Genomic DNA, 26,810 nt, shown 5'->3' on the forward strand with positions numbered 1-26,810 from the left:
CTACACCCCGGCGGGGACGGTCTTGGGGGCGCCCCGCAGGATCGAGTTGCCCTCGTGGGTGGCGCCGGGGGCCACGGCCTCCAGGCGCAGGCGCCCGCTGAGCGAGTAGAAGGCGACGGGATTGCGCCACAGCACGAGGTCCACGTCGTCCTCGCCGAAGCCCGCGGCCAGCATCGCCTCGCCGACCTTGCGGGTCTTCAGCGGGTCGCTCCTGCCCCAGTCCGCCGCGGAGTTGACCAGCACCTTCTGCGGGCCGTACTCCTTCAGGACGGCGACCATCCGCTCCTCGTCCATCTTGGTGTCGGGGTAGACGGAGAAGCCCAGCCAGGCCCCGCTGTCCTTGGCCTCCTTCACCGTGGACTCGTTGAGGTGGTCCAGCAGCGCCCGCTCCGTGCCGAGCGCGGACTCGCGCACGACGTCGATGGTGCGGCGCAGGCCCTCCAGCTTGTCGCGGTGCGGCGTGTGCACCAGCGCGGGCAGGCCGTGGTCGGCGGCCAGCTGCAGCTGCACGGCCATCGCGTGGTCCTCGGCCGGCGTCATGGAGTCGTAGCCGATCTCGCCCACGGCCACGACCTGGTCCTTGACCAGGTAGCGGGGGAGTTCGTCGAGCACCGGCGTGCAGCGCGGGTCGTTGGCCTCCTTGGGGTTGAGCGCGATCGTGCAGTGGTGGACGATCCCGTGCTGGGCGGCGCGGAAGGGCTCCCAGCCGAGCAGCGTGTCGAAGTAGTCGATGAACGAGGCCGGCGAGGTGCGGGGCTGGCCCAGCCAGAACGCGGGCTCCACGACCGCGCGGACCCCTGCCGCGTACATGGCCTCGTAGTCGTCGGTGGTGCGCGAGGTCATGTGGACGTGCGGGTCGAAGATACGCATTACAGCTCCTCGGTCAGGGTGAGCGCACGGTGCAGGTCCTCGGGGACCGGGCGGCCGGCGGCGGTGCGTTCGGCGGCGAAGGCGGTGAGCATCCGGGCCAGTTCGCCGTCCCCGCGGGCGCGGCCCTCCAGGCCCGCGACGCCGGCCAGCGGCACACCGGTGAACAGGCACTTGAGCACCGCGTGCCGCCAGGCGTGCGGCGGCAGGTGGCGGGCCGCGTACGGGCCGAGGGCCGCCGCGACCAGCAGGGTGTCGTTGGCCCGCAGGGCGTCCTCGACCAGCGGCACGCCCTCGGCGGGCGCCGGGTCCAGGTGCGGCAGGGCCAGCAGGACCGCGCGCCGCTCGGCGGCGCTGCCCTGCCGGTAGAGCCGGGTCACGGTGTCCGCGGCGGGCCGGGCGGCGGCGAGCAGCAGCACCCGCGCCGCATCGGGTGCGGCGCAGTGCCGGCCGGCCTCCGCGAAGCGCAGCTCCCAGCCGGGCGACCGGTCGGCGGCGGCGGCGCGGGCGGCGTCCAGCCAGGCGCGGGCCTCGTCACCGAGCGGCCCGTAGGCCTCGGCGTGCACCCGTGCGTACAGCTCCTCGTACGGGACCCCGTACGGGGCCTCGCCGGCTGCTCCGTACGACGCGTACGGGATCTCGCGGACCTCGGTGGACCGGGCGGTCATCTCGTGCCTCCGTTGCGCAGGAACCGAAGGGACCGCGCTGCCTGCGCGGGCCCGGCGTGGGAGTGGCGGGGCAGTTCGACGACGGTCAGGCCCTGGTAGCCGGTGGCGGCCAGGGCGTCGAGGACCGGTGGGAAGTCGATCTCCCCGTCGCCGAAGGGCAGGTGTTCGTGGACCCCGCGGCGCATGTCCTCGATCTGCACGTGCCGCAGCCAGGGCGCCGCCGCCCGGACGCAGTCGGCCGGGGAGGCCTCCTCCAGGCACTGGCAGTGGCCGATGTCGAGGGTCAGGCCGAGCGGGCCGGGATCGCCCAGCGCCTCCCGCAGCCGGTGGAAGTCGGCGAGCGTCGCCAGCAGATGACCGGGCTCGGGCTCGATCGCGAGGGGTACGCCGTACTCTTCGGCCACCTCCAGGACGGGGCCGAGGGACTCGCCCAGCCGCTTCCAGCCGGTGTCCTCGTCGACGTCCTCGGGCAGCACCCCGCTGAAGCAGTGCACGGCCAGCGCGCCGAGCTCGGAGGCGATCCGCACCGCCCGGACCAGCAGGTCGGTGCGCGCCCCACGGGCGTCCGCGTCGGCATCGAGGAGGGTCGGACCGTGCTTGCGCCGCGGGTCCAGCACGTAGCGGGCGCCGGTCTCCACGGTCACGTCGAGGCCGAGCGAGGCGAGCCGCCGCGCGGTGCGGGCCGTCAGCGCGGCCGCGTCCGGGGCGAAGGTGTCCAGGTGCATGTGGTCGAGCGTCAGCCCGACCCCGTCGTAGCCGAGGTCGGCGAGCAGGGCGAGCGCGTCGCCGAGGCGCAGGTCGGTCAGGCCGTTGGTGCCGTATCCCAGGCGCAGCGTGCTCATGTGGTGCTCACCTTCCGGGCCAGGCGGGCGGCGACGGGCGCGAGCGCGGCGGTCAGCACCGCGGCCGCGGGGGCGCCGGAGCGCGCCATCAGCCCGCCCTGCAGGGCGATCATGGCCCGGATCCCGCCGCCGACGGCCCGCTGGGTCAGCGGCGGCGAGGGGTGCAGGGCCGCGTGGACGAGGGGCCGGGCGAAGGTGGCCGCGTAGGTGGCGGCCAGGGCGACGCGTACGGCGGCTCCGGCCGGCCGGCGGTCCGCTCCGGCCGGCCGGGCGACCGCTCCGGCCAGCAGGCCCGTCGCGGCGAGCGCGGCCAGCGGGGCGGCGGTGGAGCCGCCCTCGGCCTCCCTGCGGGACACCAGGGTGACGGCGTACGTGTGGCCGCCCAGGACGGCCGCCGGCGCCAGGGCCGCGCGGACGGTGCCCGCGGCGGCGGCCGCGCCCAGCAGCAGGTCCAGCGAGCGGGCGCAGGCCATCGCCGCGGGGCCCGCCGGGGTGTGCTTGAGCTTCACGTCGTACCCCCAGACCGTGGCCGCCAGCGGCACGGCGACGGCCAGCGCCGGGCGTCCGGCCCGCGCCGCCAGGGCCAGGCCCGCCGCCGTCAGCGCGCCCGCCGCCGCAAGGGCGGCGCCGGGCCGGATCCGGCCCGAGGGCAGCGGCCGGTGCGGGCGGGCCACCGCGTCCTCCTCGCGGTCCGCCCAGTCGTTGAGGGCCATGCCCGCCTCGTACAGGCACAGGGAGGAGGCCGCCGCCAGTGCGCTGCGGCGCCCCGGCCGCACCCCGGCGGCCGCGGCCCCGGCGAGCGCGTCCCCGGGCACGGTGAACACCGCCGGGACGCGCAGGAGTTCGGCCCAGGCCCGGAGGGCGGCCGTCACTTGGACCCGGCCAGGCGCGCACCGAAGGCCAGCAGGGCGGCGTACTGCTCGGGCAGGGCCGAGGACCCGCCGTCAGGGTCCTTGAAGTAGAAGCCGAGCTCGGGCAGCGGCCCGGCCAGGCCCTGCTCGTGGGCGCGGGCGACCAGCCGGGCCAGGTCCAGGACCAGCGGCGCGGCCAGTGCCGAGTCGCAGCCCTGCCAGATCGTCTGGAGCACCATCCGGGTCCCGAGGAAGCCCTCGAAGGCCACGTGGTCCCAGGCCGTCTTCCAGTCGCCGAGCGCCGGGACGTCGTCGATGTGCACCTGGCCCTCGGGCACCGTGCCCAGGTTGTCGGCCAGCACCCGCTCCTTGCCCGCGTTCTTCGCGGCCGCGGCCGCCGGGTCGGCCAGGGAGGCCCCGTCGCCGCCGCCCAGCAGGTTCGTGCCCGACCAGGCCCGGACCGTCAGCGCCCGCTGGTGGAACATCGGCGCGAGCACGGCCCGCAGCAGGGTCTGGCCGGTCTTGCCGTCGCGGCCGGCGTACGGGAGGCCCGACGCGCGGGCGGCCTCGGCCAGTTCCGGGTGGTGCAGCCCCGCCGAGGGGGTGAAGTTGACGTAGCCGCAGCCCGCCCGCAGCGCGGCGGCCGCGTACAGGGAGCTGGCGGGCAGCTCGCCGGCCGCCGGGACCGGCTCGGTCGAGGCGACGTTCACCACGACCACGCGGGCGACACCGGTGGTGCGGGCGAACTCCGCGATGTCCGCGGCGAAGGCGGCGATGAGCTCTTCGCCGGTACGGGTGTCGCCCGGCAGCGGTCCGCCGGTGCGGATGCGCTCGTCGGCCGCGGCGAGCTCGCCCTGCACGGCGGCGGGCAGCCAGTGCGGCAGGACGCCCTGGGCGGCCAGCTCCTCCGCCCGCTTGGGCAGCGGGGCGGCGGCCGTGTCGTGCCCGCCGAAGACCAGGGAGCCCGGTGCGGGCAGGGAACCGGCCGCGAAGGCCGGTGACTCGGTGACCAGGCCGGTCGGTTCGGCGAGGCCGGCGGCCAGCGCCGCGCAGCCCGCGACCGCCGTCGTGGCGACCGACCCGCGGGCCCCGACGAACCACACACCGGTCCGGGGTCCGGCGGCGGGGGTCTCGGCGTGAAGGGACACGGCAGCCTCCATGGGCGTCGTATTTCGCAAGTGGATGCCCGGCCAGGATGCCGATCCCGGCGGCTTCCGGACGCTCCTCTCCGGCGGCCGTCGAGTGCCGCCCGAGCCGTTCCCCACCGGCGGCCCGCCCGCTGCCCCGCCGCCTGCCTGCCGTCGCCCCCGCCTGCCTGCCGTGGCCCCCCGACCGCCTGTTGTCACCCCCCGATCGCCTGCCGCGCCCCCCGACCGCCTGCCGCGCGCCCCGCTGCATGCCGACGGCCCCGCCGGCTGGGGGACCGGCGGGGCCGTCGAGGAGCGTGCGCAGCGCGCACTCAGGTCAGGACACGGTTCAGAACTTGACCTTCACCAGCTGGCCGCCGGTGCCGACCGTGTTGTTGGTGACGAACACGTCGCCCCAGATGTCGACCGCGAGGCCGGTCGGCTGCTTGAGCTGGTCGCCGGTCGGGATCTCCTTGACCGCCTTGGTGAACTGGTTGATCTCGTACAGCGCACCGGCCGACGGGGGGCCCGCCAGCGTGGTCTTGCTGTAGGTGAGGGCCAGCAGGTCGCCCTTCCAGTCGAAGTCCAGGTCGACCACGTTGGTCAGGCCGGTGACGAAGACCTGCGGCTGGCCGCCCGGCTCGATCTTCCAGATGCGGGAGGCACCCGGGTTGCCGCCGCTCATGTCGGCGACGTAGAGGGTGCCGTCCCAGTCCTTGACCACACCGGTGGGCACGCTCTCCGCGGCCGTGGTGGCGGACAGCTGGTTCTTCGGCAGGACGTGCGCCGTGGAGGTGGTGCCGTTGCTCGCGGCGCGCACGACGGTGTTGGCCGCCGCGTCGGTGATCAGGTAGCCGGAGCCGCTGCGGACGAAGCCCCACGGGTTGGCGTTCAGGTCGCCCGCGTCCGGGTTCAGGCGGGTCTCGTGGTCGACGAGGTCGCCGAGGACCTTGCCGTCGCGGGTGCGGAAGAGGGTGCCCAGCTGCTTGGCGTTGGCGCCGAGCGCGTCCCGGTCGGCGGTGGTGCGGTTGCCGCCGAAGGCGCTCAGGACCAGGAAGCCGCCCTGGGGGTCCGGTACGACGTGCGAGGGGCCCGCGGCGATGACCGGCGCGCCGGCGGCCGCACCGCCGGCGACGGACGACAGCCCGGTCACCACACGGCTCTTGCTGGTGCCCTTGACCTTGTAGATCGCGCCGGTGGCCCCGGCGCACTGGGCGCCCACGGCGCAGCCCGGCTGGCCCTCGCCGGCCTCGGCGACCAGCAGGGTGCCGTCGTTGAGGACCGTGATGTCGCGGGGGTTCTTCAGCCCGCTGGCGATGACCTCCAGCGTCGCGGTGCCGCCGGTGACCGTGGCGTCGGCCTGGGCCGGCCCGGAGACCAGCGGCGCGACGACGATGCCGGCCGCCCCCGCTGCCAGGAGGGCCTTCTTCCAGGACTTGCGTGAACTCGACATGTTTCTCCCTTGTCGGCGCCCCCCGTTTTCCCCGGGAGCAGATTGAAACCTGCGCCACGATAGGGGAAAACCAGCCTTTGTCCGACTGCAGGAATTCCGCGGTTGAACACCTGGAATTCCCCGCACCAGGCAGGTTCGAGTGCGACTCCAGGGCACCTGGAGCACATTCCTTATCGTGGTGGAGAGACGGGTCCCTTCCGGCGGTTGGGACAGAATTCAGGCTGCTGCCTTGGAGGAAAAGAATGCCCGCATCCCCGCCCCCTCCCGCCCAGTTCGCGCCCTTCGCGCTGCTGGAGCTGGCCATGGGCTCGATGATCACGCAGGCGATCTACGTCGCCGCCGAACTGCGGATCGCGGAGGTCCTCCACGAGGGCCCGCTGCCGCCCGCGGAGATCGCCGAACGGGTCGGAGCGGACGCCGAGGCCCTCGACCGGCTGCTGCGGCTGCTCGCCAGCCACCACATCTTCGAAGGGCGTGAGGACGGCACGTACGCGCTGACGCCGATGGCCGACGCGCTGCGCGCCGACCACCCGCTGACCATGCGCGACATCGCGGTCCTGATGGGCCACCCCATCCACTGGGAGGACTGGAGCCACCTGCTGGACTCGGTGCGCACCGGTGAGCCGAGCCTGCCGAAGCTGCGCGGCATGGGCGCCTTCGAGTACCTGGAGCAGAACCCGGAGTACGGGCAGGTGTTCATCAAGGGCATGGGCAACATGTCCGATACCGAGACCCAGCCGGTCGTCGGCTCCTACGACTTCTCCGCATTCGGCACGGTCGTGGACTTCTGCGGCGGCCAGGGCGGACTTCTCGCCGGCATCCTGCAGAGCGCGCCGAACACCCGCGGAATCCTTTCCGACCCCCGTGTCGAGGGGAACGGCGCCGTCGAATTCCTCGCCGCACAGGGCGTCGCGGACCGCAGCAGCACGCACGCGGGCGGGCTGTTCGACGCGGTGGTCGAGGGTGGCGACGCGTACGTCCTCAAGCACATCGTGCACGACTGGCCCGAGCACCAGGTGCTGGAGATCCTGCGCAACGTCCGCGCCGCCATCAAGCCCGGCGGCAAGCTGCTGCTGGTCGAGATGGTCATCCCCGAGGACGAGCTCAACGCCTCGCACTCGGGCAAGCTCGTCGACATGTGGCTGCTGCTGCTCGTCGGCGGCAAGGAGCGCACCGCCACCCAGTACGCCGACCTGGTGGCCCGCGCCGGCTTCAAGCTGGAGCGCGTCGTCCCCACCGGCTCCCCCGTCTCGATCGTGGAGGCGATCCCGGTCTAGTACCGGTGACCCCCGCCGAAGGCCCCGGTTCCCACCGGGGCCTTCGGCATGCCGTCCTTCGCCCGGGCCCGGCCACGCGCCCCGGCCCGGCTTCGCTCTCCATCGGCGTCGCACCCTGCCCCGCGCGCCGACCGCCCCCGGACCCGTCGCCCTTTCCACGGCACCGGCCCCGTCCGACCTGGAAGACCTCAGCCACAGAAGGTGTGCCCAGGCGATACCCGCAAGCCGGACTCCGGCCGTCGGAATTCGCTCAGCCCCCACCGGCATCAGCCACGCTGCCTGCTTTTCCACCCCCGTACCCCCGCCCACCCGCGGGTCGGCACGAGCCCTCCACCCTCGGGCCGGCGCGCGGTTCGTGGTTGCCGTTCCTCCTTGTCATAGAGAAGGCGATACCCCCGCGCCGCTCTGACCTGCGGAGATGTCGGAGGCAATGGCATCCTGGGATGCCTATATCGGCATCCTGGGATGCCTATACATGGCGCTGATGGTCATGTCGCCTGTGGTAATCAAGGGAACCTCAAGGTTCCTTCCCCTACCCATGGCGACATGTCACCCCTGGTAATGTCGGGGGTTCGGACGACACGGGGGGCGGGGGCCGGAAGTTGACCAGGGGCACACGCGGTACGCGACGAAAGCTGATCAGCCAACAGAGCGGCGAGGTGCACGAACTGTGGGAGGAAGGGCCGGTCCAGCGCTCGTACGACTTCGGCGGGAGGTTCGGACAGTTTTCCTTTCCGCGGGTCATGGCGATGCTCGGCAAGGGCTCGGGTCTGACGGGCGACGACTTCCGGGTGTTCTTCTACTGTGCGATCCAGACCTATGAACAAGGTGGCGCGACGGCCGCCGAAACGGCACAGCACCTCGGTCTGACGCCGCAGGGCACCCGCCGGATCGCCAAGAAGCTGGCCGAGAACAAACTGTTCCTCGTCGCCGAGACGGTGGGGCGCACCATCAGGTACCGGGCCAGCCCGCACATCGTGTCCAGCCTCACGGGACAGGAACAGTCACAAGAGGCAGCCGCCTATCAGAAGCCGACCCTGCCGGGGCTACCCGACGCTGCACCGAAGGACAGGAAGAATGCCACGTCAAAGCCCGTACCCGGAGCTCGTAGCGCTGCAACTGCGGATCAGCGGGCTTCCGCACCTCAAGCAGAACCTGTTGATGACGTACGCGGTCTTCGGGGCGCTGGAGCACGCGGTGGAGATGACGGCCGTCGAGCTGGCTGAGATCGTCGGCGTCCCCCCGTCGCACTTCTCCCGTGCCCGGCGTGAGCTGGAGACGGACGGGTGGATGGAACTGACCCACAAGGTGGGGCAGGTGAAGTTCTACCGCCTGGGCGAGAAGGCCACCGGTCGACGGGTGGTCGTGCCGCTGAAGCGTCTCGGAGGCTGACCGGACCACCCCGGGGTCGAACGCACCCGCGCCCCTGCCCTCCCGGTCGCAACCGGGGGGACAGGGGCGCGGCCCCTGGGGGGAGGGGGTCAGTCGGCCGGACCGAACCAGCGCTCCAGTGCGGGCGCCGGGTCCTGCCCGCCCGCGGAGCCGGCCCAGGCGACGTAGCCGTCGGGGCGGACCAGCAGGGCGGTGACGCCCTCCAGCGGGTCGGGGCCGTCGGTGGGCTTGGCGACGACCGTCGCCACGTCCACCCGGCCCTGCCAGCCGGCGGCCGTGCCCCGCAGGGACGCGTCGTCGGACAGGTCCAGCAGGACGCCGTGCCCGGCGTGCAGGAGTTCGGCGATCCGGGTCTCACCGGCGGCGCCGACCAGCAGCCGCGGCGGCATCCGGCGGCCCACCAGGGGGTGGACCTCCTCGGCGTCGCCGAGGTCGTAGCGGATCTCCAGGTGGCTGACGATGCCCGCCAGGTGCCGCTTGACGTCGTCGTACTGCACGAGCTCCTGGAACAGCTGGCGCAGCGGCTCGGCCTCCTGGCCGCCGAGGAACACCGTGCCCTGGGCCCGGGTGTTCATCAGCAGCCGCTTGCCGACCGGGTGCCGTTCGGCGTGGTAGGTGTCCAGCAGGGCGTCCGGCGCCGTGCCGCGCGCCACGGCCGCAAGCTTCCAGCCCAGGTTGACCGCGTCCTGCACGCCCGTGCTGAGGCCCTGGCCGCCGGCCGGGAGGTGGATGTGGGCGGCGTCGCCGGCCACCAGCACCCGGCCGCGCCGGTACTCGGAGGTCTGGCGGGTGGCGTCGGTGAAGGAGCTCACCCACTTCGCGCCGCCGCCGTGGATGTCCTCGCCCGTGATGTGCTCCCAGGCGTCGGCGACCTCCTCGAACGGGACGATCGCGTCGCGGTCGCTCGCCGGGGTGCCGTGCGGGCAGACGATGATGCGGTCCACGCCGTCGCCGAGCGGGCCGACCATGACCATGCCGTTGGGCAGCTGCTCACCGAGGTAGCGCGGGCGCAGGTTGCATCCCACCACGTCGGCGACGTACATCTTCCGGCTGGCCGGGATGCCCGGGAAGTCGAAACCGGCCGCGCGGCGGATGGTGCTGCGCGAACCGTCGCACGCCACCAGGTAGGAGGCGCGCAGGCGCTGCTGCCCCTCCGGGGTGTCCACGGTGACCTCGACGGTGTCCCCGTCCAGGAAACCGTCGGCCAGTGCGGCGAACTCCCAGCCGCGCCGGACCTCCGCGCCGAGTTCCTTCGCCCAGTTCTCCAGCACCTCCTCGGTGCGCCACTGCAGTACGCCGCGGGCGCCGAAGTGGGCGTCCTCCAGCACGCTGTAGTCGAACTGCACCCCGCCGAAGTGGCCCATGGGCATCGTTTCGAGCCCGCCCCACCGCGGCAGCAGGCCGCGCTGGTCGAACGACTCCATGGTGCGGGCGGTGAAGCCGAGGCCCCGCGACTGCATCGTGGGCTCGGTCAGCTTCTCGATCACGATCACGCGTGCCCCGCCCAGGCGCAGTTCCCCGGCGAGCATCAGGCCGGTCGGACCGGCTCCGACGACGATGACATCGGTGTCCACCGCTGTCCCTTCCATGGTGTTCCCTTCCTCGAGATGCGTCGTAAAGAGTTGCGCGGTGGTGGGCGGTCGAAGGTGCGGTGGGGCGCGGCCGGCGCGCGGTCGGCGTGCGGCCGGCGGCCGGTCAGCCCGAGGGGCCGAACCAGCGCTCCAACGCCTCCCGCAGCCCGGCGTCGCCGGACCCCGCCCACGCGACATGGCCGTCCGGCCGCAGCAGTACCGCGCCGACGCCCTCCAGGGCGCCGCCCTGCCCGGGCAGTCCGGCCCGTACGGTCACCCGGTCCGCCCAGCCGTCCGCGACGGCGAGCGGCTGCCCGGCCCCGCCGCGCAGGTCGAGCAGGACGCCCCGGCCCTCGCGCAGCAGCCGCGTGGTGCTGGTCGCACCCGCGTCGTCCTGCAGCGCCGTCTCCGGCAGCCGCAGCCCCGCCAGCGGGTGGCCGGGGCCGCCCACGTCGTAGCGGACGTCGAGGCCGCTGATCATCCCCGCCAGGTGGGCCCGTACGTCCTCCTCGGCGATCAGCTCGCCGAGTACGGTGCGCAGCGGCTCCACCTCGGGGCCGCCGAGCAGCATCAGGGCCTGCGCCCGGATGTTGGCCAGGACCCGGCGGCCGACGGCGTGCCGCTCGGAGTCGTAGGTGTCGAGCAGTTCGGCGGGGGCCGCGCCGCGCACGTGCAGGGCGAGCTTCCAGCCGAGGTTGAAGGCGTCCTGCAGACCCAGGTTGAGGGCCTGGCCGCCGATCGGCATCTGCCGGTGGGCGGCGTCCCCCGCGAACAGGACGCGGCCGTGGCGGTACCGGTCGAGCTGGCGCGAGGCGTCACCGAAGGAGTTCACCCACAGCGGGGTGCCGCCGCTGATGTCCTCCCCGGTGACCCGCTTCCAGACGACCGCGATCTCCTCGAACTGCGCCTCGCCGGTGCGCGGCTGCGCGGCCGAGCCGAACTCGTGGACCATCACGCGGGTCACCCCGGCGGGGTTGCGCCAGGCGATGGCCAGGCCCCGCTCCAGGCGCTGGAAGCGCCGGTTGGGGATGTCGATGCCCTCGACGTCGGCGCGCAGCAGCTCCCGGCCGGCGTCCTCACCGGGGAAGTCCGCGCCCAGCAGGGCCCGTACGGTGCTGTCCTCGCCGTCGCACGCCACCAGGTAGCGGGCGCGCAGGCGCAGCACCCCGTCGCGGCCGGCGGCTTCGGCCTCGACGGACCCGGACGCCCCGGGGGTCTGGGTGAGCGAGGTCAGCTCGTGGCCGCACCGGATGTCGGCGCCCAGCGAGATCGCCCACTCCTCCAGTACGCCCTCGGTCTTGGTCTGCGGGACCTTCCACTGGCCGGAGTGCGGGCTCGGACCGGTCAGGTCCAGGGGGATCCCGCCGAAGTGGCCGCGCGGCTCGACCGGCGGACGGCCGAGGTCGGGCAGCAGGCCGAGGACGTCGAGGATCTCCATCGTGCGGGCGTGCAGGGTGGAGGCCCTCGACTCCGTGCTGGGGGCGCGCCGCTTCTCCAGCACGACCACGTCGGCGCCGCCGCGGCACAGTTCGCCGGCGAGCAGCAGCCCGACGGGTCCGGCGCCGACGACGACGACATCGGCCTCCAGCAGGTCCGCGGTCATGGTCAGGCCTTCTGCTCGGCGTAGGCCTTGGCGTGCGCGAGCGTGGCGCTGCTGTTGGTGCTGAGCGCGGTGTGGACGTAGGCGCGGGCGTCGGCCACGGTGGCTTCGGGGCCCAGGATCCGCGCGATGTTGTCCGTGTTGAGGGTGACGGTGTGCTGCGAGGAGGCGGTGAAGCCCTCCGCGTTGTCCTCGAAGGTCCACTCGCCGGTGTGCAGGGTCATCAGCGCGGGAAGCGTGACCTGCTTGTAGGCGATCTTGTGGTGGGGGAAGACGACCCGGTACGACTTGGTGGTGTGCACCGAGCCGTCCTTGGCGCGGGTGTCCATCTCCAGCTCCTGCAGGCCGGGCGTGTCCTCGGCGAGGCGCACGACGGCGACGTGCGGGAGCCGCTCCGCCCACCGGTCCGCCTCGTTGATGAAGTCGAAGGCGTCCTTGGCGTTGCCCGCGATCTGCACCGTGTCCACGAAGGAGAAGGTCAGCTCCTCGGTCTCGGCGGCGTGGGCGAGCTCCACGTTCGTCTTGAGCGCCGCCAGCTCCGAGGTGCTGTTCTTGTCCACGGCCCGCTCGATCCACAGCAGGTCGTGCGGGTCGTCGTTGATGGCGCTGTAGTCGTGCAGCAGCCGGACCCGGGACTCGTCCGCACCGAGCTCCTCGATGATCCAGGTGCCGCCCATGTGCTTGACCGGCTCGGCCGGGACCTCCTGCCGGAAGGTGATGCGCAGCCCCTCGGGGTCCAGGGTGCGGCGCGAGGTCCAGTTCTTGGGCTGGCCGTTGGCCGTCGCCCAGATCCGGATCTTCTCCTCGTTGCCCTCGGCCTCGACCTGGTCGACGTGGATCGTCGGCGGGAAGATCCGCGGCCAGTTGGTGACGTCCGCGAGCAGCTGGTAGACCGCGGCGGCGGGGGCGCCGATGGTGATCTCGTGCTCGACCTCACGCGTCGTCATGACGACTTGACTCTCTTTCTCCTGGGGGAATGCGGTACTGCGCGGGGCGGCTAGAAGTTGCCCAGGCCACCGCAGACGTTGAGCGCCTGGGCGGTGATGGAGGCGGCCGTGTCGGAGGCCAGGTAGCCGACCAGGCCGGCGACCTCCTCGGGCGTGGAGTACCGGCCGAGCGGGATCTTCGACTGGAACTTCTCGAGGATGGCGTCCTCGGAGGTGTCGTACGCGGCCGCGTAGCCCTGGCGGACCCGCTGCGCCATCGGGGTCTCCACATAGCCCGGGCAGACCGCGTTGACGGTGATGCCGGTGGGGGCGAGCTCGTTGCCCAGCGCCTTGGTGAAGCCGACGACGCCGTGCTTGGAGGCCGAGTACGGGGCACCGAGGACGACGCCCTGCTTGCCCGCGGTGGAGGCGATGTTGATGATCCGGCCGCGGTCCTTGTGGCGCATGCCGCCGGTGGTCAGCGCGGCGCGGGTCACCCGGAAGACGCTGTTGAGGTTCGTCTCGATGACGTCCTCCCACAGCTCGTCCGCGATGTCCGCGGTGGGGCCGCCGCCGGACCGGCCGGCGTTGTTGACCACGACGTCGACGGTGCCGAAGCGGTCGACGGCGGACTGTACGAAGGCCTCGACGGACGCGGTGTCGCGGACGTCGACGACCGCGCCGTCCACCTCCAGGCCCTCGTCCTGGAGCTCCTTCACGGTCGCCGCGACGTTGTCGGCGTTGCGGGCGCCGATGAAGACCCGGTGGTTCTGCGAGGCGAGCAGCCGCGCCGAGGCGAGGCCGATGCCGCTGGTCGCGCCGGTGATGACGGCGACGCGGGGGGTGGTGTCCTGTGCCATGTCGGTTCCTCCTCAGGCAGCCGTGGCAGGCGCGAGCTGCGCGTTGACGACCTCGATGAAGGCGCGCGGGGTGTTCGCGTCGTTCACGGCCTCCTCGTCGAGGGAGATGCCGTACTCGCGCTCGATGAGGCTGCCCGCCTCCAGAAGCGCGAGGGACTCGTAGCCCAGCACGTCGAACTCGGTGTCGAGGATGTCGCCGTCCAGGTCGACGCCCTCGGCCACGCCCGCGGCTTCGCGCAGGGTGCGGCGCAGGTCGTCCGGGGTGAATTCCTTGGTGGCCATGGTGGAAGCCCTTTCCTTGCGTGGTGGGGTGTCAGGGGGGGCGTACGGCGCGGCGCTATCGGGCGGCGCGCACGACCATCGCGGAGTTGAAGCCGCCGTTGCCGCGGGCCAGGACCAGCGCGGAGCGCACCGGCGCCTGCCGCGGCTGGCCGACGACCAGGTCGAGCGGGTAGTCCGGGCACGGCTGGGTGTGCACGGTCGGCGGGATGACGCCGTCGCGGATCGACAGGAAGGCCGCCGCCAGGTCCAGCGACGCGGCCCCCGAGTAGAGGCGGCCCGTCATCGTCTTGGGGACGGTCACCGGTACGGCGCGGTCTCCGAAGACCCCGCTGATCGCGGCCGCCTCCTCGCGGTCCAGGGCAGGGTCCCCGGCGCCGTCGGCGAAGACCACGTCCACGTCGCCGGCTTCGGCGCCCGCGTCGGCGAGGGCGATCCGGATGGCCTTGCCCAGGCCCGGCTCACGGCCGCTGCCGGGACGCGGGTCCATCGTCGAGCCATAGCCGGCGATCTCGCCGTAGATGTGCGCACCGCGCGCCCGGGCCGCCTCCGCGTCCTCGACGATGAGGATCGCGCCGCCCTCGCCGGGCACGTAGCCCCGCGCGTCGCGGTCGAAGGGCAGGTAGGCGCGGGAGGGCTCGTCGCTGGTGCTGAGCTTCCCGGTCGACAGCTGCGCCACCCAGCCCCAGGGGCAGATGGAGGCGTCCACGCCGCCGGAGACGATCAGCGCGGTGCCCTTGCGGATCTGCCGGCGGGCGTGGGCGACGGCGTCGAGGCCGCCGGCCTGCTCGCTGACGACGACCCCGGCCGGGCCCTTCATGCCGTTGCGGATCGAGATCTGGCCGCTGTTGACGGCGTAGAACCAGGCGAAGGACTGGTACGCCGACACGTACTGGCTGCCGCGGCTCCACAGGCTCTGCAGCTCGCCCTGGCCGAACTCGAAGCCGCCCGCGGCGCTGGCCGTGATGACGCCCATGTCGAAGTCGGGCAGCTCCTTCGGGTCGACGCCCGCGTCCGCCAGCGCCCAGTCGGTCGCCACCAGCGCGAGCCGGGTGACCCGGTCGGTCTGCGGCAGCAGACGGCTGGGCAGGTGCTCCTCGGCCTGGAAGCCGGGCACCTCGCCCGCCAGGCGGGCCGGGTAGGCGGACGGGTCGAAGCGGGTGATCCGGCCGATGCCGTTCTTCCCGCCGACCGTCGCCGACCAGTAGTCCTCGGTGCCGAGCCCGTTGGGGGAGGCGACGCCGAGACCGGTGACCACCACCGACGTGGTCATACGAGGCTCCTTTCAGGGCTGGCCAGCACCATGGCGCTCTGGAAGCCGCCGAATCCGCTGCCGACCGTGAGGACCGCGTCGACCAGCTGGTCGCGTGCGGTGACGGGGACGTAGTCGAGGTCGCACTCCGGGTCGGGGGTGTGCAGGTTGGCCGTGGGGGGTACGACGTCGTACTCCATGGCCAGCGCCGACGCGGCGATCTCGATGGAGCCGATCGCGCCGAGCGAGTGCCCGACCATCGACTTGATGGAGCTGACCGGGGTGCGGTACGCGTGCTCGCCGAGGCTGCGCTTGAAGGCGGCCGTCTCGTGCCGGTCGTTCTGCTTGGTGCCCGAGCCGTGCGCGTTGATGTAGTCGATCGCCTCGGGGTTCAGGCGCGCCTCACCGAGGGCGAGGTTGATGGCCTCGGCCATCTCCAGGCCGTCGGGGCGCAGACCCGTCATGTGGTAGGCGTTGCTGCGCGTGGCGTAGCCGGCGATCTCGGCGTAGATGTGCGCGCCGCGCTTCTTCGCGCTCTCCAGCTCCTCCAGGACGAAGAAGGCGGTGCCCTCGCCGAGGACGAACCCGTTGCGGGTGCCGTCGAACGGGCGGGAGGCGTGCTCGGGGTCGTCGTAGCGCGGCGTGGTGGCCTTGATGGCGTCGAAGCAGGCCATCGTGATCGGCGAGATCGGGGCGTCCGAGGAGCCGGCGATGACGACGTCCGCCGAGCCCTCGCGGACGAGTTCGACGGCGTAGCCGACCGAGTCGATGCCGGAGGTGCAGCCGGTGGAGACCACGGTGCTGGGCCCTTCGGCGCCGACGGCCCAGGCGACCTCGGTGGCGAAAGAGCTGGGCACCATGTGGTTGTAGAGGTGCGGGACCGCGTAGGTGTGGTCGACCAGGTCCAGGCGGCCGCCGTCGCTGACGACCCGGTACTCCTCGTCGAGGCCCATCGTGGCGCCCACCGCACTGCCGACGGTGACGCCGATGCGGTGCGGGTCGATCCCGCCCAGCTCGATGCCGCTGTCGGCGACCGCGCCGCGCGAGGCGACCACGGCGAACTGCGCGGCCCGGTCCAGGCGGCGGACCTCCTGGGGGGTCAGGCCGTGCGCGTACGGGTCGAAGTCGACCTCGGCGGCGACCCGCGAGCGGAACTGCGTGGGATCGAAGAAGGTGATCCCGCGCGTGGCCGTACGGCCCTCGCTCAGCAGGTTCCAGAAGTTCTCCTTGCCGACCCCGCCGGGGGCGATCACCTCGATCCCGGTGATGACAACACGTCGCCGGGTCACGCGGAACCCTCCCAGTTGTAGAAGCGGGTGGCCATGGCATCGGCCGGGGACCGCCAGGTCTTCGGGTCGTAGGCCTCGATGAACGGCTTCAGGTCCTCGCTGATCCCGACGAAGCGGGGGTCGCCCTTGGCGGCCTCGATCAGTTCACCGCCGTTGTCCTCGTCGAAGTCCTGGAGGTGGAAGTACAGGCCCCGGTACGAGAACAGCTGGCGGCGCCGCGTTCCCATGCGCTGGGGCATGTCCGTCGCGTCGAATGCGGAGAACAGCTTGGCCACGTCATCGGCCTGAGTGGCTGCCATCCGGGCGACGATCAGGGTGCTGTGCATACGGTTGAGCTCCTCAGCGGTTGCGTGGGAGGGTTCGCGCAGCAGGCGTGGTCTGCGCGGCGGCTGGATTGGTGCGCCGTCGCCCTCGACGGTGCGGCCCGGCGATAGCGCCCCGCACGGGGGATGCCTGAGTTCCACCGGAGCCGTGTGTGCGCCCGCGGCAGCGGGCAGTGTTCGCGCCCGCGGCAGCGGGCAGTGCACCGGACGCCCGGTCCCCGCACGGGGAACCGGGCGTCCGGGGGGTGTGGAGCCGGCCGCGCCCTGGCGGGCGCGGCGGATCACTCGCCCGCAGCGCGCGTGTGCACCACGTTGTAGGTGTTGCCGTCCACGGAGGTGGCGACGGCGTCGATGCGGGCCTGGGCCTTCTGGCGGCCGATCGGCCAGGTCTGGGCGTCCTGGTCGCGGTGGGCCTCGTAGGCCTCCTTGGTGTCCCACTGGAAGTAGGAGACGACGAAGGAGCCCTCCAGGCCGCGGGCGCGCAGGCCCTTGAGGACGACGTGGGCGCGGAAAGCCGGCGCGTCCACGATGCCGGCCTGGCCGGCGCCGAGGGCGTCGATCAGCTCGTCCTGGTTCTCGGCCTCGACGCCGTACACGGTGATCGAGGTGTAGACGCCCAGGTGCGGGCCGATCTCGATGGTGTCGGAGCCCGGGCCGGGCAGGGCGTAGGCGACCTCGTTCTGCAGGAGGCGGATCGAGGTGGTGATCTCGCCGAAGACCGGGAGGGTGCGGTGCTTGAACTCGTCGGCGGAGTAGCGCTTTTCGAGGTCCTCGCCGCTGCGCCACTGGATGAAGTTGGCGGTGCCCGGGCTGTCGACGCCCGCGTGCACGGTGCTGGACATCCAGCCCTCGTAGGTCGCCGCGTCGACGATCTTGCGCATCTCCCGGATCAGGCTTTCCTGCTTCTCAGGAGCGTCGGTGGTGAAGAGGTTGAGGACGGTGAGGTGCTTGTCCTCGAGGGAGATGGTGGGCATGGTTCCTTCGCTTCCTTTGAGTACGGACGTGAGCGGGGCGGATCGCGCTCAGTTGGCGGGACCGAACCAGCGGGTGAGGGTGTCGTGCAGGCCTGCGGAACCGGAGCCGGCAGGGGCGACCCAGGCGACGTAGCCGTCGGGGCGCAGCAGGATGCCGTCCACGGGGGCGTCGCAGTCGACCTGGTCGGCGGTGACCACGTCGACGCGGTCGGACCAGCCGGCGGCCGCCTCGCGCAGGCCGTCGTCGCCGCCGAGGGCGAGGAGCACGGCGCGCCCGCCGTGCAGCAGCGCGAAGCTGGAGGTCTTCTCGCCGTCGACCACCAGGTCCCGGTCCGGCAGGCGCCGGCCCAGCAGCGGGTGGTCGCCCTCGCCGAGGTCGTGGCGGATGTCGAGGCCGGTGACCATGCCGACCAGGTGGCGGCGCACCGACTCGTGGTTCTCCACCAGCTCGGTGAAGACCTCGCGCATCGGGTTGAGCTCGTCGCCGCCCAGGTAGAGGGTGCGCTGGGCGAGGGTGTTGGTCAGGATGCGGGCGCCGACCGGGTGGCGTTCCGCGTGGTAGGTGTCGAGCAGTCCCTCGGGGGCCTGGCCCTTGATGTCCAGGGCCAGCTTCCAGCCGAGGTTGACCGCGTCCTGCACGCCCGCGCTCATGCCCTGCGCACCGATCGGCAGGTGGATGTGCGCGGCGTCGCCGGCCAGGAAGATCCGCCCCTTGCGGTACGCGGCGGCCTGGCGGCTGACGTCGGTGGTCGAGCTGACCCACAGCGGCGTGGCGCCGCTGATGTCCTCGCCCGACAGCCGCTGGAAGGCCTCGGCGACCTCCTCGAAGGTGATCGGGTCCGGGCTGGTCCGCAGGGGCTCGTTGCGGTCGAAGTAGATGATGCGGCTGCGCTCGGGGCCCATCGGGATGACCATGACCATGCCGCCGGGGACGCGCTCGCCGCTGAAGCGGGGGCGCAGCTGGATCCCGGTGACGTCGGCGAAGCGCAGTTCGAGGGTGGCCTCGGTACCGGGGAAGTCGATCCCGGCGATCTTGCGGACGGCGCTGCGGGCGCCGTCGGTGCCGACCACGTGGCGGGCACGCAGGCGCACCGGGCCGTCCGCGGTGTCGGCGAGGACCGTCACACCGTCCTCGTCCGGCTCCAGGCCGGTGACCTCGACGCCCCGGCGCACCTCGGCACCCAGCTCGCGGGCCCAGCCGCCGAGGATGCCCTCGGTGCGTGCCTGCGGAATGCCGCGGGCGCCGTAAGAGCCGCCCTCCAGCACCTGGTAGTCGAGCGGTACGCCCCCGAAGTGGCCGAACGGAATGACTCCGACCTCGCCGAACCGGGGGATCAGTCCGCGCTGCGAGAATTCCTCGATGGTGCGCGCCGAGAAACCGAGAGCACGGGACTGCTGAATGGGTTCGGTGAGTTTGTCAAGGACCGTCACCGAGACTCCATTGAGCCTCAATTCGCCTGCGAGCATAAGTCCGGTGGGACCGGCTCCCACGACGATGACGTCTGCATCAAAGGTGTCCATCTGCCCTCTTCCCGCTGGTGTTCGGCCAGTATTGCGAGGGCTTGCCCGGGTCGTAAATAGGGTTCAGTACAGGCCTTGGACAAGCAATGACAGAAAAGCGTCGGGTACGTCAGATCTTTGACAAGCGGACTTGCCCAGGCAGGGAGGCGCGACGGCATTATCAGTCATGAACTCCACCCGAATTACGGACGAATCCACCATCGAATCACAAGCTGCCGCCCCGACGGAATCCGCCGGCGGGTCCGGCGCGGAATCCGCCACCGAAGCACGGGCTCAGGTCGCGGACCTGCTCGCCCACTACCTCCTGTCCCTCGACAGCATCGATGCAGAGAAACTGGACGACGCCTGGGCGGCGGACCTGTTCACCCCGGACGCGGTGGTCGCGTTCCCGATGAGCCGGCACGAGGGCATCGAAGGCATGGTCGAGTACCACGACTCCGCCCTCGCGGCCTTCGCGCGCACCCAGCACCACGGCTCCGCGCCCCTGGTGACCCTCGACGGCGACCGCGCCGTGCTGCGCGCCAACCTGATCTCCACGCACGTGCACCACGCGCGGCACGCCCGCCCGCAGGGCGAACTGCCGCCGCTCTTCGCCACCGGCACCTTCGTCGACGGCGAGGCCCGGCGCACCCCGCAGGGCTGGCGGCTGAACCTGCTGTCCTTCCGGCTGCTGTGGGCGGACGGCAACCCGCCGCCGGCCGCCTGAGCCCCACAGCACGAAGCGCGGCGGCGCCGGGGAGGACCCCGGCGCCGCCGCGCGCGTCAAGACTGCGGGGGATCAGACGTTGAGGCTGAGCACCCGGTCGACCTCGATCTCGATGACCACCCGGCCCGGCGGGTCCGGCGGCGCCGACCAGTACCGCTTGGCGTAGCGCTTCGCGCCGTCCGCGATCCGCGCCGGGTCCGTCACCACCGTGCCCCGGCCCTCCAGGGTCACCCAGGTGAAGCCGTCCACCTGGCACAGTGCGACCCGGCCGCCCGGGTCCGCCAGCAGGTTCCGCGCCTTGCGCGAGGAGGCGACCGTCATGACCCGCACCAGGCCGGCCGCCGCGTCCCAGGTGAACCGTACGGGCGCCGTGTGCAGCGTCCCGTCGGGGCGGACCGTGGTGAGCGCGCCGACGTGGCGGGGGTCGTTCAGGAAGGTCCCTGCGCCGGCCGACACCGTCGGTGCGGCGGAACCCTGTTCGGACAGCGACATCGTGTGTGGATCCTTCTTCCGCTGGAGCGTGGTGCCGGGGGACGGGGAGCGGGTGGCCGCCGCGGCGGGCCGCCCGGCGCCGCGGCCGGTACGGGAGTCCGTACGCGGGCCGGTACGGGAGTCCGTACGCGGGCCCGTAGGGGAGTCCGTACGGGAGGCGGTGCGGCGGCCCGGCCCGACCGGGCCGCAGACCGCGCGCCACACCGCCCGGCGCAGGTGCGCCGCCCGCGTACGGGCCGGCGCCGCCCGGCGGGCGGCGGGCCGCGGCGGGGGCAGCTGGGGGAGTGGGGGGAGCTCCCAGCGGCGGCCGGCGAGTGAGGGCGCGGAGGTCTCGTACGGCATGGCTAGTCGATGCCCCGCACGATCGTGAAGTCGGCCTCGTCCTCGTCCGCTCCGGCGAGCCGGAGCGGAGGCGCGACCCGGACCGGAACCATTCCGAACGCGATCATTTCGACCTCCTGGAACTCTTCACTGATGCCGTACACGGGCGCCTCCTTCACGGTCGGTCGGCCCACGGTGTCAAGGTTGGCTCGTGGTCCGCTCGACGACGGATCGGCCGCCGGTCGCGGCCCGGCTGAGCTCCTCGCCGCCCCCGCCCCCGGCGGACGGCCGGTCCCGCCGGGCGATGCGCGGCGGCTCGTCGTCGGCGAGCAGCGCCAGCACCTGGGCCACGGTCGTCTCCTCTCCCGCGGCCGGCAGGGCGCGCAGCAGCCGGGCGCAGTGCCCGACCAGCCGCCGCGCGTCGGCGCCGGAGATCCGGGCGCGGTCGTGCACGGCGGCCAGCGTCAGGGTGCCGTCGCTGCCGCAGTGCGCCAGCAGCGCCACCGGGAAGACGGTGTGCGCGCCGCTCGCGCGCAGCGGGTCCACCCGGATGCCGTCGGCGGCCAGCCGCGCCTTCAGCTCCGCGGGCGCACGCGGCGCGGTCTCGACGGCGACCAGGCTGTCCAGCAGCCGCCCGTCCGCGGAACGCCCGGTCCACTCGTGGATCTGACCCGACGTCACCCACTCGTAGGGAGCCATGTCCAGCGCCCGGTCGCGCAGGGTCCTCAGCAGACGGCCGAGTGCGTGCCCCGGATCGACCCGCAGGGCCATCGGCAGACAGCTGCGCATCGGCCCCGGCAGCCGCTCGACCGCGTCCAGGGCGATGCCCCGCCCCGAGACGGTGACGCCGAACCCCACCAGCGCGGGCCCGGTGACCTCCGCGGCCCGGTACAGCAGCAGCGCCCACACGGCCTGCAGCGCACTGGAGTCGGGCACGGCCTGGGCGGCGGCCCAGCGGTGCAGCCGGTCCGCCTCGACGGCGCTCAGCCGCGCCTCGGCACGGCCGCAGCCGCTCTCCTGGGTATCGGGCCCGGGCAGCGCGGGCAGCACCACGGGCGCGCCCTCGGGCAGGGCACGGGTCCAGAACTCCCGGGCGGGACCGGTGTCCTGACGGTCCAGCCAGCCCGCCCAGTCCCGGATGTCGGGGCGCCGCTCGCCGCCGGCCAGGGCGCCGCCCGCCAGGTAGGCCCGGTAGAACTCGTCCAGGAGCACGAACACGCTCCAGGCGTCGAGCAGTCCGTGGTGGAAGGTGACCAGCACCCGCGTCACGTCCGCGGCGGCCCCCTGCCCCGGACCCGGCCGGGCCCCGGGCCGGTGCGCCGGATCGTCGACGAGGGTGACCCGCAGCGGGCCGGGGCTGCGCAGGTCGAAGCCGCGCAGCCGGTCCCGTTCCAGCAGCTCGTCCCAGTCGACCGTGCCCGCCGGGTGCCGCACCACCTCGGCGCAGGCGTGCTCGTGCAGGACGACGCGCGGCCGCGGGCCGTGCTCCACGGCGGCCCGCAGCACCGTCTCCCGGTCCACGACCGCCTGCCAGGCCGCGGTGAACCGGCCGGTGTCCAGCGGTCCCCGCCAGCGCCAGGACAGCTGCTCCACGTGCCGGCCGCCGCCGCGCCCCGACAGGGATTCGAGCAGCGGGTCGCCCAGCAGCCGGCCCGCCGCCGCGGACGGCTCCGGCGGGTGGGCGGGCACGGCGGAGCGGCGGACGGGGGCCCTGCGGCCCCGGCGCCCGTGCGCCGGGCGCGGTCGGTCCGGCCTCGCCATGGCACGCCCTCCTTCTGGCCCCCGGATGCTCCCGTACGGGCCCGGACCAGCCGGAACCCGGGGAGCGGCGCCGCTCGGGCGCCCCGAGGGCGCGCTGCTCCCGGGCCACCGTGAAACAGCCCGCTGTCACGCCGCTGACACGGGGCTGACACGGATGGAGATCCGGTGGAGGGCACCTCGCGGACGGCCGGAGAGGGGCGGGGCGGGGCGGGACGGGCTGCATCGGGGCGGGTCGTTCGGCGGGCGCGCCCTGCGCGTCCCGTCCCGTTCAGCCTCCCCCTGCGCGTCGGCGTCCCGTCCCGTTCAGGCTCCCGTCCCGCTCATCGCCGACAGGAAGCCGCGGTCGAGCATGGTCCCCGCGCAGGTGTCCCCCGAGGAGCCGAGCCCCGCGTCGTGGCAGGCCACGCTGAGCAGGTAGCGGCCCAGCACCGCATGCGTGGCGAAGCCCCACTCGCCGCGGGTCGCCTCACTGCCGTCCGGGGCGAGCAGCAGACCCCCCTTGCTGAACCCGAACTCCCGGAACCCGAGCCGCAGTCCCTGGCCGAGCGCCTTGCTGTAGGCCTCCTTCAGCGTCCACAGCCGCAGCGCGTGCGCGATCCGCTCCTCCTCCGGCAGCCCGGCGATCTCCTCGGCCTCGGCCCGGGTCAGGATCTGGTTCTCCAGCAGCTCCAGGCGCACCGACCGGTCCGCCGGCTCCACGTCCACCCCGATCCGGCCGGTGCGGCTCAGCCCGACCGCCATCAGGTCCCCGGTGTGGGACAGGCTCAGGTCGATCTGGTCGAAGCCGCGCAGGTACGGGCGCCCGCCCAGCCGGTAGGCCAGGTCCAGGTCCTCGGGCGGGGTCCCCAGGGCGGCCGCGGCCGTGTACTTGATGAGCAGCCGGGCCGCCGCGAAGCGGTAGCGCACCGTCGCGTCGGGGGTGCGCTCGTAGCGGTCCCAGTCCCCGCCGAGCAGTTCCCGCAGCCGGGGCGTGGTCAGCACACTGGGCAGCCACTCGCTCCACGTCGTGTGGACGACCGCGTTGCCGAACTCCGCCAGATTCTCGCGCACCCCGTGCCACGGACCGGCCGGCCGCGACACGTGGACGGGATCGGCACATCTGACCTGGTCCATCGTCGTCTCCCTGCATGTAGTCAGAACCGCCCGCCCCCAGACGGGGACGGGCGGCAACGGGACGGGGCCGCGGGTGTCAGCCCGCGAGCCCCGTCCCGTACAGATCCAGGCTGCGCCCCTCGCGGCAGCGGCCCAGCACCTCCTCCAGGACCGGTTCCACGACCCCGGCGGGCACCTCCGCCACCGAGGCGCCGAGCCTGCGGCCGATCCGGCCGAGCGCGAGCACGGCCCAGGCCGGGTCCTCCAGGAAGGAGCCGCTGTCGGCCTGCCCCTCCCAGACGCCGAGGACGGCCGCCGCGGCCAGCACCAGGGCGTAGCGGTCGGCCAGCGCACAGGCCTGCGGGCTGAAGCCCGTGGCGGTGTCGCCCAGCGCCGCGCAACGGGTGCGCAGCACCCGCAGCTCCCCGACGAAGGTCTGCGCCAGGTCCGCGAGCGCCGCCCGCACGCCCCCCTCGGGGCCGCGCGCCGCGTCCAGCCGGCCCGCGGCGCCCAGCAGCGTCGCCGTCAGCAGGTCGTCCCTGCCGGACAGGGCCAGCCCGGCGTGGTCGAAGGGCGGCAGCGGCGCCCCCGGCCGGAACAGCTCCGGGGGCGGCTCCTGGGTGCGGAACCACGCCGTGCGTGCCAGCACCGGCAGTTGGGGCACCAGCACCGCCTGGCACACGGCCGTCCCGGCGTGTCCGAGCCCCGCCACCGGCAGGTCCCGTACGAGTTTCTGGAAACCGCCGTACACCGGCCCCCGGTCGTACCCCCGGCCGCCGAGCACCGTGGCCAGTTCCTCCAGGTTCTCCCGCAGCATGTCCGGCATCGTGTACTTGACGGCGGCCGCCAGCAGGTACGCGTCCTGGGGCAGCAGGCTCAGCGCGCGCAGCCCCGTCACGGCCATGCTGTCGCAGGCCAGCAGGTCCGCGAAGACCCCGGCGAGCACCTTGCGCCAGCGTCGGGCCGGCTGCCCGTCCGGGCGGCCCTCGGTGGCGGCGCGCACCGCCTGGCGCAGCACGCTGTCCACACCCGCGAGCACCGTGCCGGGCACCAGGCAGTGGCTGATCTGGAAACTGCGCAGCGCCAGCGGCACGCCGGCGCCCCGGGCGCCGACGAGCGCGCTCTCCGGCAGGGCCGCACCCGCCAGTTCGAGACCGGAGAAGCGCACCCCGCGCATCCCCGGCAGCTCCACGCGCGCCAGACGGCGGACCTCGCCGGAGGCGGGCCCCTGCGGGCCCAGCAGCAGGACGGAATGGCTTGCCGGGCCGCCCTCGCCCGTCCGCGCGTACATGACGAACGCATCGGCCCGGTCGGCATGGATGACGACCGCCTTGCGCCCGTCCACCACGAACCCGCCGCCGGGCGCCGCGACGGCCCGGAACTCGTCGCGCAGCACGCTGTTGGCGTGCGCCAGCTCCCGGTGCACGATCGTCACCCGGCCGCCGCCGAGCAGCAGGCCGGCCAGCTCCCGGCGCTGGCGCACGTCACCGGCGGTCCACACGGAGGAGGCGGCGAACAGGGAACTCAGGCCGAAGCCGAAGCCGAGCGAGAGATCGCGGCGGAACAGCGGCCGCAGCACCCGGGCCAGCTCCTCCAGGTCCGTCAGCCGCCCGCCGAGGTCCCGGGGTACGAATTCGGCAGCGAGCCCGGTCCGGGTCAGCAGCTCCTCGGTGGCCGCGGGCATCTCGCGGGCCTCGTCGGCCCGGAGCAGCGCCAGGTGCCCGTGCGGGTTGCCCGGATCGTAGGGATCCCCGAGCAGCGCCTCCAGGCGGGCGGCGCGCTCGGGTTCACGGATGTCCCGTACGGGTGCGCGGGTGTCCCGTACGGGGGCCTGCGGGGCCGCCGGGGCGGCGGCCGGGGCGGTGCGGGGCCCGCGGGGGGCCGCCTGCGCGACCGCGCCCGCCGCGGCGGCGGCCGGGGCCGCCGGTGGGCGCGCGCCCGCGCCGGGGCCCCCGACCGCGCCGGCGTCCGCGGCCGCGCCGGCATCCGCGACCGTGCTCAGGACCGTGGTCACAGGACCCGGACCGCGCCGGCGGCGTGCTGGGCGGCGTGCCGCAGGACGGACAGCCCGGCCTGGCCGAGGGCGTCGCGCACGTGCCGTCCGGCGGCCGCCGTGTCCGTGCCCTCGCCCAGCACCTGCTCGATGGCCTCCGCGCGCAGCAGCACCTGGTGCCGGGCCGTGACATCGACGCCCGACTCGTCGGGTTCGACCGACCACTCGCCGGTGTGCGCGGCCAGCAGCGGAGAGGTCTCCGTCTGCTTGTAGACGATCCGGCCGGCGGCCGGGAAGCAGATGCGCACCGACTCGGTGCTGTGCGCGCTGCCGTCGATGGACAGGCTCCCCATGCGCATCACCTGGACGCCCGGCTGCTCCTCCGTCAGCTCCAGCTCCCGTACGTGGGGAAGCGCGCCGGGCCAGTCCGCGGCCCGGTACAGGAAGTCGAAGATCAGCTCGGCGGGGGCGTTGATCCGCACGGTGTCCTCGAAGGACAGCACGAGCTCGCCCAACTGCGCCCACGGGGCCGTCAGCTGGCGCAGCTGCGCCCGGCTGTTGGCCCGGATCGCCTCCTTGACCCACGCCACGTCGGCGGGATCGTCCCCGGGGACGGTGAACGTGTGCTCCAGGGTCACCCTGGAGCGGTCGCCCAGGGACTCCACCGTCCAGACGCCGCTCATGGAGTCGGTCGGGGCGGCGGGCACGTCCTGGGTGAACTCCACGCGCATCCGCTCGACGTCCAGGCGGCGGCTGGTGACCCAGGACTTGATCTTTCCGTTCGCGGTGGCCCACATCCGCAGCCGTTCCCGCGTCCCGTCGAAGTCCAACTGCTCGACGTGCACGCAGGGCTGGAAGAACAGCGGCCACTGCGTGGCGTCGGCGATCAGCCCGTAGAGCACCCCGGCGGGAGCCGCCGCGGTTGCCTCGTGGACCGTGTGGTGCACTCGCGCGTCCGACATCTTCCACACCCTTCATCATTCGAAGCGGCGCCGCCGTGCCGGCCGGGTGTCCGCCCGCGGCCGGCCCGATGCCGCCCGTACCGGTGCCGCTCACACCGGAACCGGCAGGCATTGCCGACGGTCCTGCGCTCGATGGCCGTGTCCACGAGCCTGTCCGGAACGGCTCGTGGTCCGCTCGCCCGGTGCTGGAGCCCAGCCTGACCGGACCTCGAACCGGCTGCCCCGGTCGCAGGGCGCCCGGGGACGCAGCCCCAGGCCACCGGGCGGCCGGAGGATGCGCGGGGGTGCGGGAGGGCGGCGGCGGGCTCCAGCGGCCCTCCACCCGCGGCCCCCAGACTCGGCGCGCGGGGAGTTCCGCCGCCGGCCGGTGAGACCGCCCGGACCGGTACGGACCCACCCGGGCCCCAGCCG

General features: G+C 73.6%; 25 protein-coding genes. 3 read left to right on the plus strand and 22 right to left on the minus strand.

The window, feature by feature from the left end; all coding sequences use genetic code 11:
* The 6 genes from ACLJTM_RS33355 to ACLJTM_RS33380 all read right to left on the minus strand — a co-directional run bounded on the left by ACLJTM_RS33355 (position 1) and on the right by ACLJTM_RS33380 (position 5,808).
* Positions 1–870, minus strand: a complete 870-nt coding sequence (locus ACLJTM_RS33355) for a TatD family hydrolase (protein WP_411107559.1) — start codon at positions 868–870, stop codon at positions 1–3.
* The gene (locus ACLJTM_RS33360) at positions 870–1,535 is read right to left on the minus strand and encodes an EboA domain-containing protein (protein WP_411107560.1); all 666 of its coding nucleotides are present in this window, start codon (positions 1,533–1,535) and stop codon (positions 870–872) included. Before ACLJTM_RS33360 ends, ACLJTM_RS33355 begins: the two co-directional genes overlap by 1 nt.
* Entirely contained in the window at positions 1,532–2,377 is an 846-nt protein-coding gene (locus ACLJTM_RS33365) for a sugar phosphate isomerase/epimerase family protein (protein WP_411107561.1), read from the minus strand. The genes ACLJTM_RS33360 and ACLJTM_RS33365 overlap by 4 nt, the downstream gene beginning before the upstream one ends.
* Entirely contained in the window at positions 2,374–3,249 is an 876-nt protein-coding gene (locus tag ACLJTM_RS33370) for an SCO3242 family prenyltransferase (RefSeq protein ID WP_411107562.1), read from the minus strand. The genes ACLJTM_RS33365 and ACLJTM_RS33370 overlap by 4 nt, the downstream gene beginning before the upstream one ends.
* Positions 3,246–4,388, minus strand: a complete 1,143-nt coding sequence (locus ACLJTM_RS33375; RefSeq protein ID WP_411107563.1) for an inositol-3-phosphate synthase — start codon at positions 4,386–4,388, stop codon at positions 3,246–3,248. The genes ACLJTM_RS33370 and ACLJTM_RS33375 overlap by 4 nt, the downstream gene beginning before the upstream one ends.
* Before the next feature lie 316 nt (positions 4,389–4,704).
* Positions 4,705–5,808 carry a ScyD/ScyE family protein gene (locus tag ACLJTM_RS33380; RefSeq protein ID WP_411107565.1) on the minus strand — a complete coding sequence of 368 codons (1,104 nt, stop codon included), beginning with the start codon at positions 5,806–5,808 and terminating at the stop codon, positions 4,705–4,707.
* Positions 5,809–6,050: 242 nt separating this feature from the next.
* Here ACLJTM_RS33380 and ACLJTM_RS33385 point away from each other — a divergent pair, with 242 nt between their 5' ends.
* A complete protein-coding gene (locus ACLJTM_RS33385; RefSeq protein ID WP_411107566.1) occupies positions 6,051–7,085 on the plus strand; it encodes a methyltransferase in 1,035 nt (344 codons plus the stop codon).
* A gap of 1,077 nt (positions 7,086–8,162) precedes the next feature.
* Positions 8,163–8,477, plus strand: a complete 315-nt coding sequence (locus tag ACLJTM_RS33390; protein WP_411107567.1) for a hypothetical protein — start codon at positions 8,163–8,165, stop codon at positions 8,475–8,477.
* 89 nt (positions 8,478–8,566) lie between these two features.
* On the opposite strand, the gene ACLJTM_RS33395 is transcribed toward ACLJTM_RS33390, so the two are convergent.
* The 10 genes from ACLJTM_RS33395 to ACLJTM_RS33440 all read right to left on the minus strand — a co-directional run bounded on the left by ACLJTM_RS33395 (position 8,567) and on the right by ACLJTM_RS33440 (position 19,072).
* The gene (locus tag ACLJTM_RS33395; RefSeq protein ID WP_411107568.1) at positions 8,567–10,066 is read right to left on the minus strand and encodes an FAD-dependent monooxygenase; all 1,500 of its coding nucleotides are present in this window, start codon (positions 10,064–10,066) and stop codon (positions 8,567–8,569) included.
* Between the two features lie 106 nt (positions 10,067–10,172).
* A complete protein-coding gene (locus ACLJTM_RS33400; RefSeq protein ID WP_411107569.1) occupies positions 10,173–11,651 on the minus strand; it encodes an FAD-dependent monooxygenase in 1,479 nt (492 codons plus the stop codon).
* A 2-nt stretch (positions 11,652–11,653) separates the two neighbouring features.
* The gene (locus ACLJTM_RS33405) at positions 11,654–12,595 is read right to left on the minus strand and encodes an aromatase/cyclase (protein WP_411107570.1); all 942 of its coding nucleotides are present in this window, start codon (positions 12,593–12,595) and stop codon (positions 11,654–11,656) included.
* Positions 12,596–12,645: 50 nt separating this feature from the next.
* On the minus strand, positions 12,646–13,434 hold the full coding sequence (gene fabG / locus ACLJTM_RS33410; RefSeq protein ID WP_411107571.1) for a 3-oxoacyl-ACP reductase FabG: 789 nt from the start codon (positions 13,432–13,434) through the stop codon (positions 12,646–12,648).
* A 12-nt stretch (positions 13,435–13,446) separates the two neighbouring features.
* Positions 13,447–13,716 (minus strand): acyl carrier protein, encoded by a 270-nt coding sequence (locus ACLJTM_RS33415; RefSeq protein ID WP_411107572.1) that lies wholly within the window; start codon positions 13,714–13,716, stop codon positions 13,447–13,449.
* A gap of 55 nt (positions 13,717–13,771) precedes the next feature.
* On the minus strand, positions 13,772–14,986 hold the full coding sequence (locus ACLJTM_RS33420; protein WP_411107573.1) for a ketosynthase chain-length factor: 1,215 nt from the start codon (positions 14,984–14,986) through the stop codon (positions 13,772–13,774).
* Positions 14,983–16,254, minus strand: a complete 1,272-nt coding sequence (locus tag ACLJTM_RS33425) for a beta-ketoacyl-[acyl-carrier-protein] synthase family protein (protein ID WP_411107574.1) — start codon at positions 16,252–16,254, stop codon at positions 14,983–14,985. The genes ACLJTM_RS33420 and ACLJTM_RS33425 overlap by 4 nt, the downstream gene beginning before the upstream one ends.
* Positions 16,251–16,580 carry a TcmI family type II polyketide cyclase gene (locus ACLJTM_RS33430; RefSeq protein ID WP_411107575.1) on the minus strand — a complete coding sequence of 110 codons (330 nt, stop codon included), beginning with the start codon at positions 16,578–16,580 and terminating at the stop codon, positions 16,251–16,253. The genes ACLJTM_RS33425 and ACLJTM_RS33430 overlap by 4 nt, the downstream gene beginning before the upstream one ends.
* 278 nt (positions 16,581–16,858) lie before the next feature.
* Positions 16,859–17,551 (minus strand): antibiotic biosynthesis monooxygenase, encoded by a 693-nt coding sequence (locus ACLJTM_RS33435; RefSeq protein ID WP_411107576.1) that lies wholly within the window; start codon positions 17,549–17,551, stop codon positions 16,859–16,861.
* A 48-nt stretch (positions 17,552–17,599) separates the two neighbouring features.
* Positions 17,600–19,072 (minus strand): FAD-dependent monooxygenase, encoded by a 1,473-nt coding sequence (locus ACLJTM_RS33440; protein ID WP_411107577.1) that lies wholly within the window; start codon positions 19,070–19,072, stop codon positions 17,600–17,602.
* Positions 19,073–19,238: 166 nt separating this feature from the next.
* Between ACLJTM_RS33440 and ACLJTM_RS33445 the strand changes: the two genes are divergently transcribed.
* A complete protein-coding gene (locus tag ACLJTM_RS33445; RefSeq protein ID WP_411107578.1) occupies positions 19,239–19,778 on the plus strand; it encodes a nuclear transport factor 2 family protein in 540 nt (179 codons plus the stop codon).
* Between the two features lie 72 nt (positions 19,779–19,850).
* Here the strand turns inward: ACLJTM_RS33445 and ACLJTM_RS33450 are convergent, their stop codons facing one another.
* The 6 genes from ACLJTM_RS33450 to ACLJTM_RS33475 form a co-directional block, all read right to left on the minus strand.
* Positions 19,851–20,612 carry a pyridoxamine 5'-phosphate oxidase family protein gene (locus ACLJTM_RS33450; protein WP_411107579.1) on the minus strand — a complete coding sequence of 254 codons (762 nt, stop codon included), beginning with the start codon at positions 20,610–20,612 and terminating at the stop codon, positions 19,851–19,853.
* 2 nt (positions 20,613–20,614) lie between these two features.
* The gene (locus ACLJTM_RS33455) at positions 20,615–20,785 is read right to left on the minus strand and encodes a hypothetical protein (RefSeq protein WP_411107580.1); all 171 of its coding nucleotides are present in this window, start codon (positions 20,783–20,785) and stop codon (positions 20,615–20,617) included.
* A 4-nt stretch (positions 20,786–20,789) separates the two neighbouring features.
* A complete protein-coding gene (locus tag ACLJTM_RS33460; protein WP_411107581.1) occupies positions 20,790–22,352 on the minus strand; it encodes a condensation domain-containing protein in 1,563 nt (520 codons plus the stop codon).
* Positions 22,353–22,655: 303 nt separating this feature from the next.
* Entirely contained in the window at positions 22,656–23,465 is an 810-nt protein-coding gene (locus ACLJTM_RS33465; protein WP_411107582.1) for a 4'-phosphopantetheinyl transferase family protein, read from the minus strand.
* Positions 23,466–23,541: 76 nt separating this feature from the next.
* Positions 23,542–25,458: an acyl-CoA dehydrogenase gene (locus tag ACLJTM_RS33470; protein WP_411107583.1), complete on the minus strand. Its 1,917-nt coding sequence runs from the start codon at positions 25,456–25,458 to the stop codon at positions 23,542–23,544.
* Positions 25,455–26,399 carry an aromatase/cyclase gene (locus ACLJTM_RS33475; RefSeq protein WP_411107584.1) on the minus strand — a complete coding sequence of 315 codons (945 nt, stop codon included), beginning with the start codon at positions 26,397–26,399 and terminating at the stop codon, positions 25,455–25,457. The genes ACLJTM_RS33470 and ACLJTM_RS33475 overlap by 4 nt, the downstream gene beginning before the upstream one ends.
* Positions 26,400–26,810 lie beyond the last annotated feature (411 nt).

This window comes from Streptomyces sp. cmx-4-9 (assembly GCF_046548835.1).
Classification (GTDB): domain Bacteria; phylum Actinomycetota; class Actinomycetes; order Streptomycetales; family Streptomycetaceae; genus Streptomyces.

Coding starts and splice junctions, on each gene's coding strand:
- ACLJTM_RS33355 (WP_411107559.1), bottom strand. CDS start 870: ATGCGTATCTTCGACCCGCACGTCCACATGACCTCGCGCACCACCGAC.
- ACLJTM_RS33360 (WP_411107560.1), bottom strand. CDS start 1,535: ATGACCGCCCGGTCCACCGAGGTCCGCGAGATCCCGTACGCGTCGTAC.
- ACLJTM_RS33365 (WP_411107561.1), bottom strand. CDS start 2,377: ATGAGCACGCTGCGCCTGGGATACGGCACCAACGGCCTGACCGACCTG.
- ACLJTM_RS33375 (WP_411107563.1), bottom strand. CDS start 4,388: ATGGAGGCTGCCGTGTCCCTTCACGCCGAGACCCCCGCCGCCGGACCC.
- ACLJTM_RS33380 (WP_411107565.1), bottom strand. CDS start 5,808: ATGTCGAGTTCACGCAAGTCCTGGAAGAAGGCCCTCCTGGCAGCGGGG.
- ACLJTM_RS33385 (WP_411107566.1), top strand. CDS start 6,051: ATGCCCGCATCCCCGCCCCCTCCCGCCCAGTTCGCGCCCTTCGCGCTG.
- ACLJTM_RS33390 (WP_411107567.1), top strand. CDS start 8,163: ATGCCACGTCAAAGCCCGTACCCGGAGCTCGTAGCGCTGCAACTGCGG.
- ACLJTM_RS33395 (WP_411107568.1), bottom strand. CDS start 10,066: ATGGAAGGGACAGCGGTGGACACCGATGTCATCGTCGTCGGAGCCGGT.
- ACLJTM_RS33400 (WP_411107569.1), bottom strand. CDS start 11,651: ATGACCGCGGACCTGCTGGAGGCCGATGTCGTCGTCGTCGGCGCCGGA.
- ACLJTM_RS33405 (WP_411107570.1), bottom strand. CDS start 12,595: ATGACGACGCGTGAGGTCGAGCACGAGATCACCATCGGCGCCCCCGCC.
- fabG (WP_411107571.1), bottom strand. CDS start 13,434: ATGGCACAGGACACCACCCCCCGCGTCGCCGTCATCACCGGCGCGACC.
- ACLJTM_RS33415 (WP_411107572.1), bottom strand. CDS start 13,716: ATGGCCACCAAGGAATTCACCCCGGACGACCTGCGCCGCACCCTGCGC.
- ACLJTM_RS33420 (WP_411107573.1), bottom strand. CDS start 14,986: ATGACCACGTCGGTGGTGGTCACCGGTCTCGGCGTCGCCTCCCCCAAC.
- ACLJTM_RS33430 (WP_411107575.1), bottom strand. CDS start 16,580: ATGCACAGCACCCTGATCGTCGCCCGGATGGCAGCCACTCAGGCCGAT.
- ACLJTM_RS33435 (WP_411107576.1), bottom strand. CDS start 17,551: ATGCCCACCATCTCCCTCGAGGACAAGCACCTCACCGTCCTCAACCTC.
- ACLJTM_RS33440 (WP_411107577.1), bottom strand. CDS start 19,072: ATGGACACCTTTGATGCAGACGTCATCGTCGTGGGAGCCGGTCCCACC.
- ACLJTM_RS33445 (WP_411107578.1), top strand. CDS start 19,239: ATGAACTCCACCCGAATTACGGACGAATCCACCATCGAATCACAAGCT.
- ACLJTM_RS33450 (WP_411107579.1), bottom strand. CDS start 20,612: ATGCCGTACGAGACCTCCGCGCCCTCACTCGCCGGCCGCCGCTGGGAG.
- ACLJTM_RS33460 (WP_411107581.1), bottom strand. CDS start 22,352: ATGGCGAGGCCGGACCGACCGCGCCCGGCGCACGGGCGCCGGGGCCGC.
- ACLJTM_RS33465 (WP_411107582.1), bottom strand. CDS start 23,465: ATGGACCAGGTCAGATGTGCCGATCCCGTCCACGTGTCGCGGCCGGCC.
- ACLJTM_RS33475 (WP_411107584.1), bottom strand. CDS start 26,399: ATGTCGGACGCGCGAGTGCACCACACGGTCCACGAGGCAACCGCGGCG.